Origin of the sequence: Haladaptatus sp. DYSN1 (assembly GCF_029489995.1) — an archaeon.
In the GTDB taxonomy this organism is placed as follows: domain Archaea; phylum Halobacteriota; class Halobacteria; order Halobacteriales; family Halococcaceae; genus QDMS2.
Genome location: NZ_CP120470.1, coordinates 2264409 through 2279973 on the forward strand (window position 1 = coordinate 2264409; position 15565 = coordinate 2279973).

Annotated in this window: 17 protein-coding genes; 8 read left to right on the forward strand and 9 right to left on the reverse strand. The window is 62.8% G+C overall.

The window, feature by feature from the left end; all coding sequences use genetic code 11:
* Positions 1-22: 22 nt before the first annotated feature.
* The 5 genes from P0648_RS12165 to P0648_RS12185 all read left to right on the forward strand — a co-directional run bounded on the left by P0648_RS12165 (position 23) and on the right by P0648_RS12185 (position 4945).
* Positions 23-910 carry a 16S ribosomal RNA methyltransferase A gene (locus tag P0648_RS12165; protein WP_277504141.1) on the forward strand — a complete coding sequence of 296 codons (888 nt, stop codon included), beginning with the start codon at positions 23-25 and terminating at the stop codon, positions 908-910.
* Complete coding sequence (locus P0648_RS12170) at positions 907-2250, forward strand: mechanosensitive ion channel family protein (RefSeq protein WP_277504143.1); 1344 nt, start codon at positions 907-909, stop codon at positions 2248-2250. Before P0648_RS12165 ends, P0648_RS12170 begins: the two co-directional genes overlap by 4 nt.
* Complete coding sequence (locus tag P0648_RS12175) at positions 2247-2825, forward strand: HemK2/MTQ2 family protein methyltransferase (RefSeq protein WP_276246993.1); 579 nt, start codon at positions 2247-2249, stop codon at positions 2823-2825. Before P0648_RS12170 ends, P0648_RS12175 begins: the two co-directional genes overlap by 4 nt.
* Before the next feature lie 63 nt (positions 2826-2888).
* Positions 2889-3890: a 5-methyltetrahydropteroyltriglutamate--homocysteine methyltransferase gene (locus tag P0648_RS12180; protein WP_277504145.1), complete on the forward strand. Its 1002-nt coding sequence runs from the start codon at positions 2889-2891 to the stop codon at positions 3888-3890.
* Positions 3887-4945 carry a methionine synthase gene (locus P0648_RS12185; protein ID WP_277504147.1) on the forward strand — a complete coding sequence of 353 codons (1059 nt, stop codon included), beginning with the start codon at positions 3887-3889 and terminating at the stop codon, positions 4943-4945. The genes P0648_RS12180 and P0648_RS12185 overlap by 4 nt, the downstream gene beginning before the upstream one ends.
* Positions 4946-4958: 13 nt before the next feature.
* Here P0648_RS12185 and P0648_RS12190 read toward each other — a convergent pair whose 3' ends face one another.
* The 6 genes from P0648_RS12190 to rpl7ae form a co-directional block, all read right to left on the reverse strand.
* The gene (locus P0648_RS12190) at positions 4959-5777 is read right to left on the reverse strand and encodes a bifunctional 2-polyprenyl-6-hydroxyphenol methylase/3-demethylubiquinol 3-O-methyltransferase UbiG (RefSeq protein WP_277504149.1); all 819 of its coding nucleotides are present in this window, start codon (positions 5775-5777) and stop codon (positions 4959-4961) included.
* 667 nt (positions 5778-6444) lie between these two features.
* On the reverse strand, positions 6445-6588 hold the full coding sequence (locus P0648_RS12195) for a hypothetical protein (RefSeq protein ID WP_277504151.1): 144 nt from the start codon (positions 6586-6588) through the stop codon (positions 6445-6447).
* Positions 6589-6852: 264 nt separating this feature from the next.
* The gene (gene ndk / locus P0648_RS12200; RefSeq protein ID WP_276246988.1) at positions 6853-7317 is read right to left on the reverse strand and encodes a nucleoside-diphosphate kinase; all 465 of its coding nucleotides are present in this window, start codon (positions 7315-7317) and stop codon (positions 6853-6855) included.
* Positions 7314-7643 (reverse strand): 50S ribosomal protein L24e, encoded by a 330-nt coding sequence (locus tag P0648_RS12205; protein ID WP_277504152.1) that lies wholly within the window; start codon positions 7641-7643, stop codon positions 7314-7316. The genes ndk and P0648_RS12205 overlap by 4 nt, the downstream gene beginning before the upstream one ends.
* Complete coding sequence (locus tag P0648_RS12210; RefSeq protein ID WP_276246986.1) at positions 7643-7867, reverse strand: 30S ribosomal protein S28e; 225 nt, start codon at positions 7865-7867, stop codon at positions 7643-7645. The genes P0648_RS12205 and P0648_RS12210 overlap by 1 nt, the downstream gene beginning before the upstream one ends.
* 11 nt (positions 7868-7878) lie before the next feature.
* Complete coding sequence (gene rpl7ae / locus P0648_RS12215) at positions 7879-8241, reverse strand: 50S ribosomal protein L7Ae (protein ID WP_276246985.1); 363 nt, start codon at positions 8239-8241, stop codon at positions 7879-7881.
* Positions 8242-8439: 198 nt separating this feature from the next.
* Between rpl7ae and tmcA the strand changes: the two genes are divergently transcribed.
* Genes tmcA through P0648_RS12230 form a run of 3 tightly spaced genes read left to right on the forward strand, consistent with a single transcriptional unit; the run spans position 8440 to position 11361 of the window.
* A complete protein-coding gene (tmcA, locus tag P0648_RS12220) occupies positions 8440-10680 on the forward strand; it encodes a tRNA(Met) cytidine acetyltransferase TmcA (protein WP_277504154.1) in 2241 nt (746 codons plus the stop codon).
* Positions 10680-11156, forward strand: a complete 477-nt coding sequence (locus tag P0648_RS12225) for a DUF456 domain-containing protein (RefSeq protein ID WP_276248466.1) — start codon at positions 10680-10682, stop codon at positions 11154-11156. Before tmcA ends, P0648_RS12225 begins: the two co-directional genes overlap by 1 nt.
* 40 nt (positions 11157-11196) lie before the next feature.
* The gene (locus P0648_RS12230) at positions 11197-11361 is read left to right on the forward strand and encodes a hypothetical protein (RefSeq protein WP_276246983.1); all 165 of its coding nucleotides are present in this window, start codon (positions 11197-11199) and stop codon (positions 11359-11361) included.
* Here P0648_RS12230 and P0648_RS12235 read toward each other — a convergent pair whose 3' ends face one another.
* From P0648_RS12235 to P0648_RS12245, 3 genes are read right to left on the reverse strand one after another with little or no spacing between them, the layout of a single operon-like run.
* Positions 11362-13077 carry a glutamate--tRNA ligase gene (locus tag P0648_RS12235; RefSeq protein WP_277504157.1) on the reverse strand — a complete coding sequence of 572 codons (1716 nt, stop codon included), beginning with the start codon at positions 13075-13077 and terminating at the stop codon, positions 11362-11364.
* 60 nt (positions 13078-13137) lie between these two features.
* Positions 13138-14178, reverse strand: coding sequence for a geranylfarnesyl diphosphate synthase (locus P0648_RS12240; protein ID WP_276246981.1), 1041 nt, complete (start codon positions 14176-14178; stop codon positions 13138-13140).
* Positions 14179-15525 (reverse strand): ribonuclease J, encoded by a 1347-nt coding sequence (locus P0648_RS12245; RefSeq protein ID WP_276246980.1) that lies wholly within the window; start codon positions 15523-15525, stop codon positions 14179-14181.
* Between the last annotated feature and the right edge of the window lie 40 nt (positions 15526-15565).

Sequence of the window (15565 nt, forward strand, 5' to 3'; positions counted from 1 at the left end):
GCCTCCTACTCGCCACCAACCAATGACGAACCCAGATGGGAGCGAGACGACGCGTGACGCGACGAGCGGCCACCGACGAGCAGACGCACTCACCAAGCGGGCGGGGGTTCGCGCCGACACCAACCAGGACCAGCACTTTCTCGTAGACGACCGTGTGCTGGACCGCTTGCCGACCCACGCGACGGGCGCGGACATCGACCTCTCGCACGTTCTCGAAATCGGCCCCGGTGCGGGCGTGCTCACGGCCCGCCTGCTCGCGGTCGCAGACCGAGTCACCGCCGTCGAGCGCGACAAACGGTTCGCCGAGTTCCTGCGCCGTGAGTTCGCAGAAGAAATCGACGCGGGAAGGCTCACCCTCATCGAAGGCGACGCCCTCGACGTGGACCTGCCCGACGACGTGACGGCCTCCATCTCGAACCTGCCGTACAGCGTTTCCAGTGAGATTTCCTTCCGCCTGCTTCCACGCGAGATTCCACTCATCTTGATGTTCCAAAAGGAGTTCGCAGAGCGAATGGCCGCGGCCCCCGCCACCGACGAGTACGGTCGTCTCTCGGTGACGGCAGGCCACTACGCCGACATCGACGTCGTCGAAACGGTCCCGAAGTCGGCGTTCTCGCCGCCGCCACAGGTCGAGAGTGCCATCGTCCGGGCGATGCCCCGAAAACCGGAGTACGAAGTGCCCGACGACGAGTTCTTCCTGAACTTCGTGACCGCGGTGTTCACCCAGCGACGCAAAACGATGCGCAACGCGGTGCGGAACACGGCGCACATCTCACACCTCGGTGACCCGAAGGCCGTCGTCGCGGCGGCCGACGAGGACCTGATGAGTATGCGCGCAGGGAAGGTGACGCCTGCGCGGTTCGCAGAACTGGCGACGCTGGCCTACGAGGTGGGCGACCCCGACGTATGAGTTTTCACGCTGAATTTCTCGCGTGGCTCGAATCGCTGTTCTTGACTCCCGAGTCGCAAATCGTCGGAACGGTCGTCGTCGCCGTCGGACTCGCCATTGCGCTCCTAGGGCTCAATGCCTCCGGAGCGGTGCTGAAAGACTACATCAACAGTTGGCTGGTCGAAGTCTCACAGATTGCAATCGGCGGAGCATTGATTACGGGAGCAGTGTTGCTTCTCGTCGTCATCTGGGGTGCAGCATCGCAGGTCCTCTCTGCACTCTCGTTTCTCGCGCTCACACCAGCGCAAGTCGTCCTCGTGTTGTTCACCTTCGTGTTGTTCATGACCGCAGTCGCACTCATGCGGGCGGTCAAGCACACCGTCGACCGATTCGTCGAGAAACACGACGAGGTGACAGACCACCAGCGCCAGATGACCAACCGCATCGCGCAGGTCACGATTTTCGCGCTCGCCTCGCTCATCGCGCTCAATCTCTGGGGCGTGGACCTCGGGAACCTCCTGCTCGGCGCTGGATTCCTCGGCCTCGTGCTCGGGCTCGCTGCCCGCCAGACGCTCGGGTCCGCGCTCGCGGGCTTCGTCCTGTTGTTCTCCCGTCCGTTCGAGGTGCGCGACTGGGTGGAAATCGGCGAAAACGAGGGCATCGTCACCGACATCACCCTCGTCAACACGCGCATTCGCACCTTCGACGACGAGTACCTCATCATCCCGAACGACCAGGTGACGGGCGACGAAATCGTGAACAAGTCACGACGGGGTCGCCTCCGCGTCACCGTCGATGTCGGCGTCGATTACGAGACGGACGTAGACCGCGCCGTCGAAGTCGCCGGACAGGCGATGAACGGGCTGGACGAGATTCGTTCAGTTCCGAGTTCCCACGCCGTGTTAAAGGAGTTCGGCGACTCGGCGGTCGTCCTCGAACTGCGCTTCTGGATCGACGACCCGACCGCCCGCAAGAAGTGGAAGGCCCAGACGGCCGTCATCAGCGCGGTGAAAACCGCCTTCGACGAGGATGGCATCAAGATCCCGTTCCCACAGCGCGAACTCACGGGCCGCCCGGAATCCGAAGGCCTTCGGGTTCGCGGGGAACAGCGCGCAGCAAGTGCTCGGCAGGAGTCGCAGGCCGGAGTCGCGGCGAACGGCAGCGGCGAGTCAGCCGACGACCACGAGGCTACGGATGACGATGGCGATGGGAATGAAGAAGATGACGACGACAAGACCGTCGCCGACATCATCGAGGAGACGACGGAGGACGACGAGTCGTCGGAGGGCGGAGAACCGCCAGAAGACGAAGCGTCAACAGAAACCGAAAAGCAGGCCGCAGACGGGGAGGCAACGGAATGAAAGACCTCGCCGACCGTCGTGGCGTGGAGACCGAGGTGTATCAGCCAGCGGAGGATTCGCGGCTGCTCGCGGAAGCCGCCGTCTCGCACGTCACGCCCGACGATCGCGTGCTCGAAGTCGGAACCGGGTCTGGATACGTCGCGGCGACCGTCGCACAAGAGACCGGCGCGCGAGTCGTCGGCTGTGACGTGAACCCCCACGCCTGTGTCCAGGCTCGCGAACGGGGCGTCGAAGCCGTCCGAACGAACCTGACCGACGGGTTTCGCGACGGGAGTTTCGACGTGGTGCTGTTCAACCCGCCGTACCTGCCAACCGAACCGGCCGAAGAGTGGGACGACTGGATGGAAGTCGCGCTCTCTGGCGGCGAGGACGGCCGTGCAGTCATCGAGCCGTTCCTCGATTCGGTGGGGCGCGTCCTTGCCCCCGATGGCGACGTGCTGTTGCTCGTGAGCACGCTCACCAACCTCGAAGCGGTGCGCGAGCGGGCAGCCCACGCAGGATTCGACGCAGAGACGATTCTCGAAGAATCCTACCCCTTCGAGCGGTTGACCATCGAGCGACTCTTCCAGGAATAATTACTCGAAGTAATTTGTCGAAGTAGTAAATATTAAACAGCAGCATATCGTTTGCACAGGTGAATGACAGAGTTCGTCGCGACAACGCCGGGATTGTTCCCGCTGCCCGACTGGGCAAAGGATGAGCTTTCGGACCTGAAAGGCCACCAGAAAGAGGACCTGGTCTCCGGGAACGAAGGCCCCGAAATAGAGAGTGTCACCGACCGTGCGCGTACCGCCGTCATCGAGGACCAGCAGAACGCCGGTCTCAACCGTATCGTCGAGGGCCAACTTCGGTGGGACGACATGCTCGCCCACCCCCTCGCCGTCCACGAGAACGTAGAGACGAAGGGCATCGTTCGGTACTACGACAACAACAACTTCTACCGTGACCCGGTCGTCACGGGTGACCTCACTTTCAGCGGCGACGTGGCCGCAGAACTGGAGAAGGCCGCCTCCCAGACCGACGCCTTGCAGGCGGTACTTCCCGGCCCATACTCTCTCGCCGACCTCGCCTCGAATCAGTATTACGAAGACGATGCAGCGTTCCTCGACGCCATCGGGGAGTTCCTTGCCGGGGAAATCGAAGCGTTCCCCGCGACGGAGACGCTCTACCTGCTCGAACCGTCGCTCGTCACGAACCCGCCCGAAGACGGCGCAGACGAGCACGCGAGCGAGGTCATCGACGCGCTGGCCGCGGCGACGGACACCGATGTCGTAGTTCACACCCACTACGGCTCACTCACGGAGAAGGTCCACGCCCACCTGCTCGACGCGGACATCGACGCCGTCGGCTACGACTTCGTCTCGAACCACGAGGAGAACCTCTACAACATCAACGAGTACGGCACCAAGAAATCCATCTCGCTCGGCGTCACCAACGGGCAGAACACGCTCGTCGAAACGCCTGAGAAAATCAACGAACGCGTAGACTGGGTGCTCGACAACACCCCCGTCGCGTCGTTTGACACAGTATACATGACCCCCAACACAGAACTGTTCTACCTGCCGGTGAACAAATATCAGGAGAAACTCGCCGCGCTCGGTGAGGCCGCTGCGCTGCGCAAAGAGGTGACCACCGCATGACTCGCGACCAGTTCCGCCGCCCGGACCACCCGAACGAGCACTTCATCCTGACGACGGTCGTCGGCAGCTATCCGAAGCCAAAGTGGCTGGACCGCGTCCGCGCGCTCTACAACGACGAGAACGCGGACTTCGACGACGACGACTGGGAGGAGGCGACTAACGACGCTTCCCGTCTCATCACCCGCGAACACGAACGCGCCGGCATCGACGTGGTCGTAGACGGCGAGATGCGCCGCACCGAGATGGTCGAGTACTTCGCCCACCGCATCGACGGCTACGAGTTCAACGGCCCCGTCAAGGTGTGGGGACACAACTACTTCGACAAGCCGAGCGTCGTCTCCGAAGTCGAGTACGACGAGACGTGGCTCGTAGACGAGTACAAGTACACCGCGAGCGTCGCAGAGCGCCCGGTCAAGGTGCCGATTACCGGCCCGTACACGCTCGCCAACTGGTCGTTCAACGAGGCCTACGACGACGAAGAAGCCCTCTCCTACGACCTCGCTGACCTCGTAAACGAGGAGATTCAGAAGCTGGTCGAAGCGGGCGCGAAGTACATCCAGATAGACGAACCCGCCCTCGCGACGACGCCGGACGACCACGCCATCGTCGGCGAGTGTCTCTCGCGCATCGTCAAGGACATCCCCGAAAACGTGCGCATCGGCCTGCACGTCTGTTACGGCGACTACTCGCGCATCTACCCGGAGATTCTCGAGTACCCAGTCGACGAGTTCGACCTCGAACTCGCAAACGGCGACTACGACCAACTGGACGTGTTCAAGGCCCACGAGTTCACGAAGGACCTCGCACTCGGCGTCACGGACGCCCACGTCGCGAAGGTCGAGAGCGTCGAACAGATAAAGGAGAACATTCTGAAGGGCCTCGAAGTCGTGCCCCCAGAACAACTCGTCGTCAGCCCCGACTGCGGGCTGAAGCTGCTTCCACGCGAGGTTGCCTACGGCAAAATGGCCAACATGGTGCAGGCAGCCCGCGAAATCGAGGCCGAACTCGACGCAGGCGAACTCGAACTCGACTGGGCACCGGTCAAGGCCGACTGAGCCGACCGAAGAGCTATTTTTGCGCCGGTTTCGTCGCTTTGAGCGAGAAGGTAAACGGCAGGTTCGTTTCGAGACCCGGCACGTACCACCAGCCATCGTCGGCCTGTTCCATCGTCGGAAACATCTGGAACGTGGCGAAGGGGTGTTCGTGGACGAATTCGATGTCCAGACCCGCGTCGAGCAGCGCCGTCAAGATGTCGCTCATGCTGTGGAACCACTCGTAGGTCGTCGCGTGGTCGAACTCGGCGTCCGGGTCTGCGTAGGAGCCGTCCTCGTCGAAGCGCAGTGGGTCTTCCTCGTGGAAGTACGGAAACTCGAAGGTCGCGTTACCCGCTGCGTCGAACGACGCCAGCGAGCCGGTGTAGGGATGAATTTCGGCGATGTAGAACGTCCCGCCGGGGGCGAGGAAATGCGCGACGACGGCGGCCCACCCCTCGATGTCTGGAAGCCAGTACAGCACCCCGTAGGAGGTGAACACGATGTCGAACTGGTCGTCGAGATGCGCTGGGAGGTCGTAGATATTCGCGGCGATGAATCTCGCATCGAGTCCCGTCTCGTCTCTGAGTTCTCTCGCTTTCTCGATAGCGGTTTCCGAAAAGTCCACGCCGGTGACCGTGGCCCCCTCGCGCGCCCAGGAGAGCGTGTCGAGTCCAAAGTGACACTGGAGGTGAAGCAGTGATTTCCCCGCGACGTCACCGAGCTCCTCGCGTTCGAGTGGTTTGAGCGTCGACGCACCGGCGAGGAATCCATCGACGTCGTAAAAATCCGTCCCGGGATGCAACGCAGCGCGTTCCTCCCAATTTTGACGGTTCGCTTCCTGAAATTCGTCCATGAGATGGACCAGTTCAGGAACGAGGATAGCAATTATGTTTACGTTACCATGACCGACACAGAATAGTTCCTTGCCCGGACGGTGCCTCTTTTGCAACTCGTCCACCCCTTGTGGCTCCCCCCGAAACCACCCGATTTCCGTTGTGCACACGCGTCCCCCCGAACGGTGTGCGAGCCCCCAATTTGTTGGTCCCTCTGGACCAGTTTGCATTTCCCCCGAAACGCGTTTGTTCGTCGCCAGTCCCCCCGAACCGGTCGAACATTCTCCCACTTGTTGGCTCCCCCGAGCCATCCCCCAAGTTGGTTTTTGGTCCCCCCGGACCAGTGTACAATTCAACCTCGTGTCACCGTTTCGCGACTCCAGTCACGTTCGGCGCAGCGGGTCGATTCCCGCCTTGCGCCCCCAACAGGACACAAGCAATAAATTACCCGCTGAGAGCATAAATGTATCCATTCCGAAAATTCTCAATAAAAATGATAAATCTCCCACGATAGTCTGAGAAAACAGAATCAGTGAACGATGTTAGGACAGAGTTATTATTTACAAATTTAATTTGTAATATTTCTGTGGTGATTCTGAGAATACTCGGAGAGTATCATGGCACTCCCTCAAGAATACATAATCTCCGCGAAGAAGGGGTGAAAGAAAGTCCAAGGTCGGTCCGTCATCACTGCTCGTCGGAGAGTTCGGGTCGAGCGTTGCCCGGTGGCGAGTCCAGCTTGGTTGGAGCGTGCTCCTCCTTCCCGGTCGCAAAGAAATAGAGCGTCTCGCCGTCGAGGACGCCGTAGAGGTCGCTCTCGCGGTCGTACACGACGCGCTTTCCCGAATCGATGCAGACGGTCCGCGATGGAGTCCATCTCGACGTGACGGCTGCCGAGGTCTGCGATGAGACTGCCGTAGGAAATCCATTCGGCGTATCGCGAGCGGTGGAGGCCGTCGGTGAGAACCTGTGGGTCCGGTAATTCTCGAAGATAGGAATTTCCTACCGAAATTGAACGATTCGGTCAGTCCTGTTTGCACGCGATACAGCCGTCGCTTACGCGTGGTGTAGAAAGTGAAGTGAAATCGAACTGGCTTACTCGTACAGCCAGCCTTCGTTGATGCGCTCGTAGTCGACGAGTTCGTCCTCGTCGAAGAAGAGCGCGATTTCGCGTTCGTTCGCGCCCTCGTCCTCGTGGTCCGAGCCGTGGATGACGTTGCGGCCGAGGTCGAGGCCGAAGTCACCGCGGATGGTGCCCGGGGCGGAGTCTGCGGGGTCCGTCTCGCCCATCATGCCGCGGACCTGACGCGTCGCGTCCTGTCCTTCCCAGACCATCGCGAAGACCGGTCCGGAGGTGATGAAGTCGACGAGGCCCTCGAAGAAGGGCTTGCCCTCGTGCTCGCCGTAGTGTTCGTGGGCGAGCTCCTGGTCGATTTGCATGAACTTGCCGCCGACCATCTTCAGGCCGCGGTCCTCGAAGCGGGAGACGATGTCGCCGATGAGGCCACGCTGGACGCCGTCCGGCTTGACCATCACGAAGGTGCGCTCGTGGTCGCTCATTCTTCGGTCTCCTCGTCGTCCTCGGCCTCGGCAGATTCGAGGTCAGGCGCAGCGTCTGCGTTCTCCGCTTCTTCCTCTTCTGCTGCTGCCTCGGCGGCAGCTGCGGCTTCGGCGTCTGCCTTCTCGGCTGCGCGTTTGTTCGCGCCACCGACGCGGCGGCCTTCTTCGGTCCAGCGCAGGTTGCGGGACTCGCGGCCGAGTTCGGCATTCTTCTCGCACTTCGACGAGCAGTAGTTTACGGTACGTCCGTCAGTGAAGACGAACATCGTGCCCGTCCCGGGCTCAATGTCGTCGCCACAGTAGTCACAGTCTCGTGTGCGAACCATTATTGGCCTCCAATGGAGTCTGCCTCACGAGCCGTTTCGCGCAGCTGCAGGATGTCGCCCTCTCGGACTGGTCCAAGCACGTTTCGCGTGATGATGCGACCCGTGTTGGAGCCCTGCTGGATGCGGCACTTGACCTGCATCGCCTCGCCGTGCATCCCGGTCTTGCCGACGACCTCGATGACTTCGGCGGGAGTGGCTCCGTCAGTGTTCTCTTCAGCACTCATCAACAGTCACCTCAGCGGAGGTCCTCGAGTTTGCCGGCGATGTCCTCGACTTGGTCGGATGCCTCACCGGCGTCGGTGATGGCGGCAGCCGCGCTGCCAACCTCGAGACCGGCGGCGTGTCCGACGTCGTCTTGGGTCTCGACGAAGAGGTACGGAATGCCCTTTTCGTCTGCGAGCTCTGGGAGATGCATGACGATCTCCTCAGGCTGGACGTCTTCTGCGATGAAGACGAGTTGCGCGTTGCCGCGCTCGACGGCTTTCGTGGTTTCGTTTGTTCCTTTCTTTACAGCTCCCGTGTCCCGCGCGACTTCGAGCGCCTCAAGGGCAGACTCTTGAAGGTCGGCGGGTACATCGAAATCGACGTACACTGGCATGATATGTTCACCTCCTGTGCGTGGGCTCGCGCTCCCCTGCCGTAAGGGTCCTAGATGGCTAGGAGCATCATCAACCCCGCACAGGCTGTACAACCGAGTAGAGAGTCCCTCCATAAAAGCGCTTTCAAAGCGAGTACGCCATGCGACGGCGAGACACGCACAGAAACGCCCTTTTTCGTAGAACGTCTGACACCGAGTATGGAAGACCTCGCGCGCTCCCTTCGCGCCGAAGCCACACGGGCGAACGAACGCCGGCTGCTCGTCCTCGCGGGCGACCGCGACGCGACCGTCACAGCCGCACGTTCCGCCCTCTCTGCAGCCGATATCTCTCTCGCTGACACGACGTTCCTCAGTCACCACACCGACCTCGACTGCGAGCGCATCTCCCCCAAACGAGCCAGCGCACTCCTCGGAACGACCCGCACCACCGTCGTCATCGATGCCCACGACGCCTTCCGTCCGAACGTCCTCGGCAGGTCAGTCGGAGCCGTCGAGGGCGGCGGACTCGTTCTCATCCTCACACCCCCACTCGACCAGTGGCCCCACGAGCGAGACGAGTTCGACGAGGGCCTCGCGGTTCCTCCGTTCTCACTCGAAGACGTAACGGGTAACTTCCGCACGCGAACGGTCGACCTCCTTCGAACCCACCCCGGCGTCGCAATCTACGACGTGGACGCCGGACGGGTCGAAAAAGACGGACTGACCGACCCACTGCCGGCCCGGCCACCGGAGACGCCGACGCCACCGAAGACCCACCGATTCCCGGCCGAGGCGTACACGCGCTGTCTCACCACAGACCAGGCAGAGACCGTCGAAGCATTCGAGCGCCTCGCCGACCCCGAGACGGCCATCGTCGTCGAAGCAGACCGGGGCCGGGGCAAATCCAGTGCCGCGGGCCTCGCCGCCGGGTCGCTCGCACACGCGGGAGACGACGTGCTCGTCACCGCTCCCGTCTACCAGAACGCCGCGGAGGTGTTCGCCCGGGCGCGGGAACTCCTCGACTCACTCGGCGCACTCGAAACGGTGAATCACCCGGACAACCCCTCTCTGCTCACGACGACGACGGGCAGGCGAATCCGCTTCGAAAAGCCAACCACGGCGGCGGAACTTCCGGACGACCAGAACGTGGTCATCGTAGACGAGGCCGCCGCACTCCCGGTTCGCGTTCTCGAACGCTTCCTCGCCGCCTCCCGGGTCGCGTTCACGACGACCGTCCACGGCTACGAGGGTACAGGGAGAGGCTTCTCCGTCCGCTTTCGCGACCGACTGGACGCATCCGACCACGACGTGACCGACGTCCGTCTCGACGCACCAATCCGCTACGCCGCCTGCGACCCGGTCGAGATTTGGGCCTTCCGCACGCTCCTGCTCGACGCCCGGCCCGCAGTGGACCCGCTGGTCGAAACTGCTTCGCCCGAATTGGCCACCTACGAATCCCCAACTCCCGAAACCCTGCGCGAGGACGAGCACTTGCTCCGCGAGGTGTTCGGCCTCCTCGTCTACGCCCACTACCGAACCGAACCCGACGACCTGGCCCGACTGCTCGACGCGCCGAACCTCGAACTTCGGACACTGACCCACGATGGCCACGTCGTCTGCGTCGCCCTCCTCGCCCGGGAGGGCAACCTTCCGGCCTCCCTGCGCGCCGAGATGTACGAAGGCGGGCGCGTCCGGGGCAACATGCTCCCCGACGTGCTCACGAGTCAAGTCAGAGACGAGTCTGCAGGCACCACCGCGGGTCTGCGGGTGATGCGTATCGCCACCCACCCCGCGGTTCGCTCTCGTGGACTCGGCTCTCGGTTGCTCGCGGACATCAGAGCGGAGTTCGACGAGCAGCTCGACTGGCTCGGTGTCGGCTACGGCGCAACCCCGGAACTCCTCTCCTTCTGGCGGCAAAACGGCTACCACACCGTCTACCTCTCGACGGGGCGCAACGACGCGAGCGGCGAACATTCTGCTGTAATGATGCTCCCGCTCTCTGGCGCGGGTACAGCACTCCACGACCGCCACGTCCGGTGGTTCGTCGCACGCACGCGAGACATGCTCTCAGACGCACTCTCCGGACTCGACCCCGACGTGGTTCGCGCCGCGCTCCGAGCGACTGATGCCGACGTGGAACTGACCCTCTCAGCGCGAGAGTGGCGACTCATCACAGGGGCGGCCTTCGGCCCCGGCATCGCTGAAATCGCTCCGACGAGCGTGCGAAAACTGGCGATGAAACACCTCACGGACCACGACGACGAGACGCTACTCACCGACCGTCAGGAACGACTGCTCGTCAGAAAAGTGTTGCAGGCGACCCACTGGCGCACCGTCACCGAGGAGTTCGGCTTCCACTCCCCGGCCCACGCGATGCGCGAACTGAGCGCCACGCTCCGGCCGCTGGTGGAAACCTACGGCTCGCCCGTGGTCGCGACAGAACGGAGGCGGTTCGAATGATGCTCGACACCGTGTACCTACTCGCTATCTGCCTGCTCGTCCTCGGCGTCGTCGGGAGCGTCGTCCCACTCCTGCCCGGTGCACCAACCTCGCTCGCGGGTATCTACCTCTACTGGTGGCACACGGGCTACACCGAACCCGGCCTGTTCGCCCTCGTGGGACTGACCCTCGTCGGTCTCACCGCGATGGCGTTCGACTATCTCGGCGGGGCCGTCGCAGCGAAGGTGTCCGGCGCGTCCTGGCAGGTGTCTGCACTCGCCGCGCTGGTTGGGTTCGCGCTCCTGTTCGTCCTCGGCCCGCTTGGCATCTTCGTCGGCGTGGCGGGCACCGTCTTCGCCTTCGAGTACCGAAAACACGAGGACGTAGACCAGAGTCTCAAGGCTGCGGCTTACACGACTGTCGGTATTCTCGCCTCGGCGGCCCTCCAGTTCGTGCTCACGGCCGCGATGCTCGTCTCGTTCGTTCTCGTTACCTGACTCACGGAAGGATTGTTACCGTGGCCGCCCAATGCCCGCCATGCGACGCTGCGACGAGAAGGGGTGTGACGAGCGAGCGACGGTCCGCCTGCACATCCCCTGGGCCGACAGAAAAGACGTCTGTACCGCACACGCCCGGGTGCTGGTCCAGCGAGACGGCGTCGTCGCGGAACCCTTACCGGGCGCGGAGAATCACTGGCACTGACTAGGGGTGGGTATAGTAGACGACCGACTCGTCTCCAGCGTGGTCGTCCACGCGCACGAAGCCAATGCGCTCGAACTGAATTACGTCGTCTACAGCCGTTTCTGCGAAGTCGGGTTCTGCGTGGCCAGTCACGTCGCCCTCCATCGTTCGCATGGTGACGGGGACGTTCTCGTCTGCACCGACCCAGTGAACCACGTCCACGCCCTCCTCGCGGACGGCGGAGAGGTCGTTGCCGAGATATTCGAGGGCGTCGCGGGTGTGCTGGAACAGGCCGAGACCCTTGAGCCAGATGCGCTCACCGTTCGGTGGCACGTCGTCAGCTTCGAGGAGCACCCCACCGGAGACGGGAATGTCGCGTTTCCCACGGTCCTCGTGGTCGGGGTGAACCGGCGGGTGACCTGCCTCTGGTGCGCCGACGACGGGAAGCTCCTGTCCGTCACGGACGAAGAAGTAGCGCGCCGCCTCGTCGTCCACGATAGCGCGGTTGTTCGCGTAAATCGAACTCATCGCGAGGTCCACGTTGCTCGTGGAGGTTCCGAGTTGAATCATCGCATCGGTGATAGCCTCTCCGCGGATACCCCGGCGGCGGACGCTCTTCAGCGTCGGCGCTCGCGGGTCGTCCCAGCCGTCGAGTTCGCCGTCGTCGATGAGTTTCTTGATGGTCGAGGTGGACACCTTCACGTCGTAGGCGTCGATCTGGACGTGGCCCCAGTGGATGACTTCGGGGTACTCCCAGCCGAAGTAGTCGTAGACGAACTGCTGGCGCTTCGCCGAGTCCTGTAAGTCGATGCCGCGAATGATGTGGGTGACGCCCGTGAGCTGGTCGTCGATACCCGACTGGAAGTCAAGCATCGGCCAGCACCGATAGTCCGCCGCTTCCTCGCGCGGGTGGGGCGTATCGACCATGCGGAACGCCACGAAGTCGCGCAACGCCGGGTTCTTGTGCTCGATGTCCGTCTTCACGCGGAGCACCATGTCGCCGGCGCTGTACTCGCCTGCGACCATCTTCTCGAACTCCGCCATCGTGGTTTCGGCGTCCTTCTCGCGGTGGGGACACGGCTTGCCCGAGTTCTTCAACTCCGAGAACGTCTCGCCGGAACACGAGCACGTGTAGGCCCCGCCCATCTCGATGAGTTCGCGGGCGTGGTCGTAGTAGATGGGCACCCGGTCTGAGGCACGCATCACGTCGTCAGGCTTGAAACCGAGATACTCGATATCCTCCAAAATCGCGTCGTAGGCGTCCATGTCCGGGCGCTTGGTCTCGGGGTCCGTGTCGTCGAACCGGCAGACGAACCAGCCGTCGTAGAGGTCTTTGTACGTCCCGATGACCGCGGGCATCCGGGCGTGGCCGAGGTGCCACGGGCCGTTCGGGTTCGGCGCGACGCGCATCCGAATCTCGTCGTAATCCTCCGCATTCGGCAGGTCTGGAAGGACTCGGTCGTCTGCCTCGTCTTCTGCGTCGAGGTCCGCCAGCCACTCGGGGTCGAGTTCGCCCAGCCGCTCGCGTTTCTCCTCGGTGGACGCGGCGTTCACCTTCGCGACGATGGGGCCGATGATGCCCGGAATGTCACCGCCGTGGGGACGAAACTCCGGGTTTTCACCCATCAGCGGGCCCATAATCGCGCCGACGTCAGCGTCGCTCTCGTGTTTGACCGCGTTGATGAGCGCGTGCTTCTCGGCCTCCTTCTCGATTCGCTCTCGGAGTTCCTGGTCCATTGCAGAAGCATTGACTGTCCCTGTTCAAAACTACGTTGAAAACGGGTGGTATCCCGCCGGTCAGTAGCCGCGGTCGATGAGGTAGTCCGCGATGTCGTAGAGGAGGTCGCGGACCTCGCTGTCCGGCAGCACGTCGAGGCGTGCTTTCCCGTCTGCGACGAGCGTCTCGGCCGTCTCCCGGGCGTACTCGATAGAGCCCGCCTCGGTGAGTTGCTCGACGGCCGCGTCGATTTCGTCCTCTGAGACGCCGTCTACGGTGTCCGCCGAGACGAGCGAATCGACGTCCACGCCCTGCTGGCGGGCGTGGAGGGTGATGATGGTCTGTTTGTTCTCGACGAGGTCGCTGCCGCGCTGCTTGCCGAGTTTCTCACTCGGCACCGTCAGGTCGAGCAGGTCGTCCTGAATCTGGAATGCGCGACCGACGTCTAGGCCGTAGCCGTAGAGGGCGTCGACCGTCTCGTCGTCTGCGCCGAGCAGGATGGCCGGGATGGCCGTCGCCGCCGCGTACAGCACCGCTGTCTTCTGTTCTGCCATCTCTAAGTACTCCTCGGGCAGGACGTCCGTGCGCGTCTCGAAGGCGACGTCGAGGGCCTGGCCCTCGCAAATCTTCGTGCACGTCGTCGCGAGCATCGAGAGCGCCCGGACCGACCGGTCTGCGGAGGCCCCGGTTTCGAGCATGAACTCGAACGCTTTCGAGTAGAGCGTGTCACCTGCGAGAATCGCGGTTTCGAGGTCGTAGGCCTGATGGACCGACGGCGCACCGCGGCGCAGGTCGTCGTCGTCCATGATGTCGTCGTGAATCAGCGTGAACGACTGGATGACCTCGATGCTCACGGCGGCCGCCATCAGGTCGATGGTGTTGCCATCGAGCGTCGGAAACGCCCGATAATCGACCGTTTCTGGGTCGACGTCGAGCAGCGCCTCGCCGACCAGCAACAGCATCGCTGGGCGGAGGCGCTTGCCACCGGCGTCGAGCAGGTGGCGTGAGGCCTTATAGAGGCGCTCTGGCTTCGTAATCGGCAGGTCCGCGCCGATGGCCTCGTTGACGAGGTCACGGCGGGCCGCGATTGCATCGGTTACAGCCATGTTCCGCATAGGCATCTAGTCGACCAGCTGGATGATGTTCCCGTTGCGCGTGACGTGGAGGTCACGGCCCATCGTGTAGCCCTCACTCTCTGCGAGGTCCACGTACGGCGCGAAGCCTCGCATGTCCTGGTGGGCTGGGATGACGTGCTGTGGCTGGAGCGTGCGGAGCATCTGGTAGAGTCCTTCCTGGGACATGTGCCCGGAAACGTGGACGTCGTCGTAGATGCGTGCACCCTGCATCCGCAGGAGTTTCTCGGACTGGTAGCGCTGGCCCTCGTTGGTTGGCTCGGGGATGACGCGCGCGGAGAAGACGACCTTGTCGCCCTCGTCCAGTTCGTACGGCGTCTCGCCGCGGCCCATGCGGGTGAGCATAGCGCGTGGCTCGCCCTGGTGGCCCGTCACGATTGGGAGGAAGTTCTCTTTGCCTTCCTTCATGATGCGCTTGAACGTGCGGTCGACCGACTTGCGGTGGCCGTACATGCCGAGGTCGTCGGGGAAGTCGACGAAGTTCAGGCGCTCTGCGGTGCCCGAGTACTTCTCCATCGAGCGTCCGAGGAGGACTGGCTGGCGGCCGATGTCTTCGGCGAACTCGACGAGGGACTTCACACGGGCGACGTGCGAGGAGAACGTGGTGGCGACGATGCCGCCGTCGTAGTCCTCCATGCTGTAGATGACGTCCTTGAGGTGCTTGCGCGCGACGGACTCGCTCGGGGTGCGCCCCTTGCGGCCGGCGTTCGTACAGTCTTCGATGTACGCGAGGACGCCGTTGTCGGAGTTCGCAATCTCGCGGAAGCGCTTCATGTCGATTGGGTCGCCGAGGACCGGCGTGTGGTCCATCCGCTTGTCGAGGCCGTAGATGACCGCACCCTCCGGGGTGTGGAGGACGGGGTTGATGGCGTCGATGATGGAGTGTGTGACGTTGACGAATTCGAGTTCCACCTCGTCGGAGATGGACATCGTCTCACCCGCGCTCATCTTGATGAGATCGTTCTGGACGCCGAACTTCTCCTCGCCTTCGATCTGCTGCTTGACGAGTTCGATGGTGAACGGCGTCGCGACGATCGGTGCGTTGTAGCGGTGTGCGAGCTTGCTAATCGCGCCGATGTGGTCGAGGTGACCGTGAGTTGGGACGATTGCTTTGACGTCACCCTCTAAGTCGCTCATGACACGGTCGTCCGGAATGGCACCCATGTCTATGAGGTCTAAGCTGTGCATTCGTTCGGTCTCGACGTTGTCGTGGATGAGGACCTGCGAGAGGTTGAGCCCCATGTCGAAGATTACAACGTCGTCACCTGCGCGGACGGCAGTCATCTGCCGACCGACTTCTTCGTATCCGCCTATCGTGGCAATTTCAATTTCCATAGTTATCGCGCCGAGCGGAGCCCTCCAACCAGACGGTTTC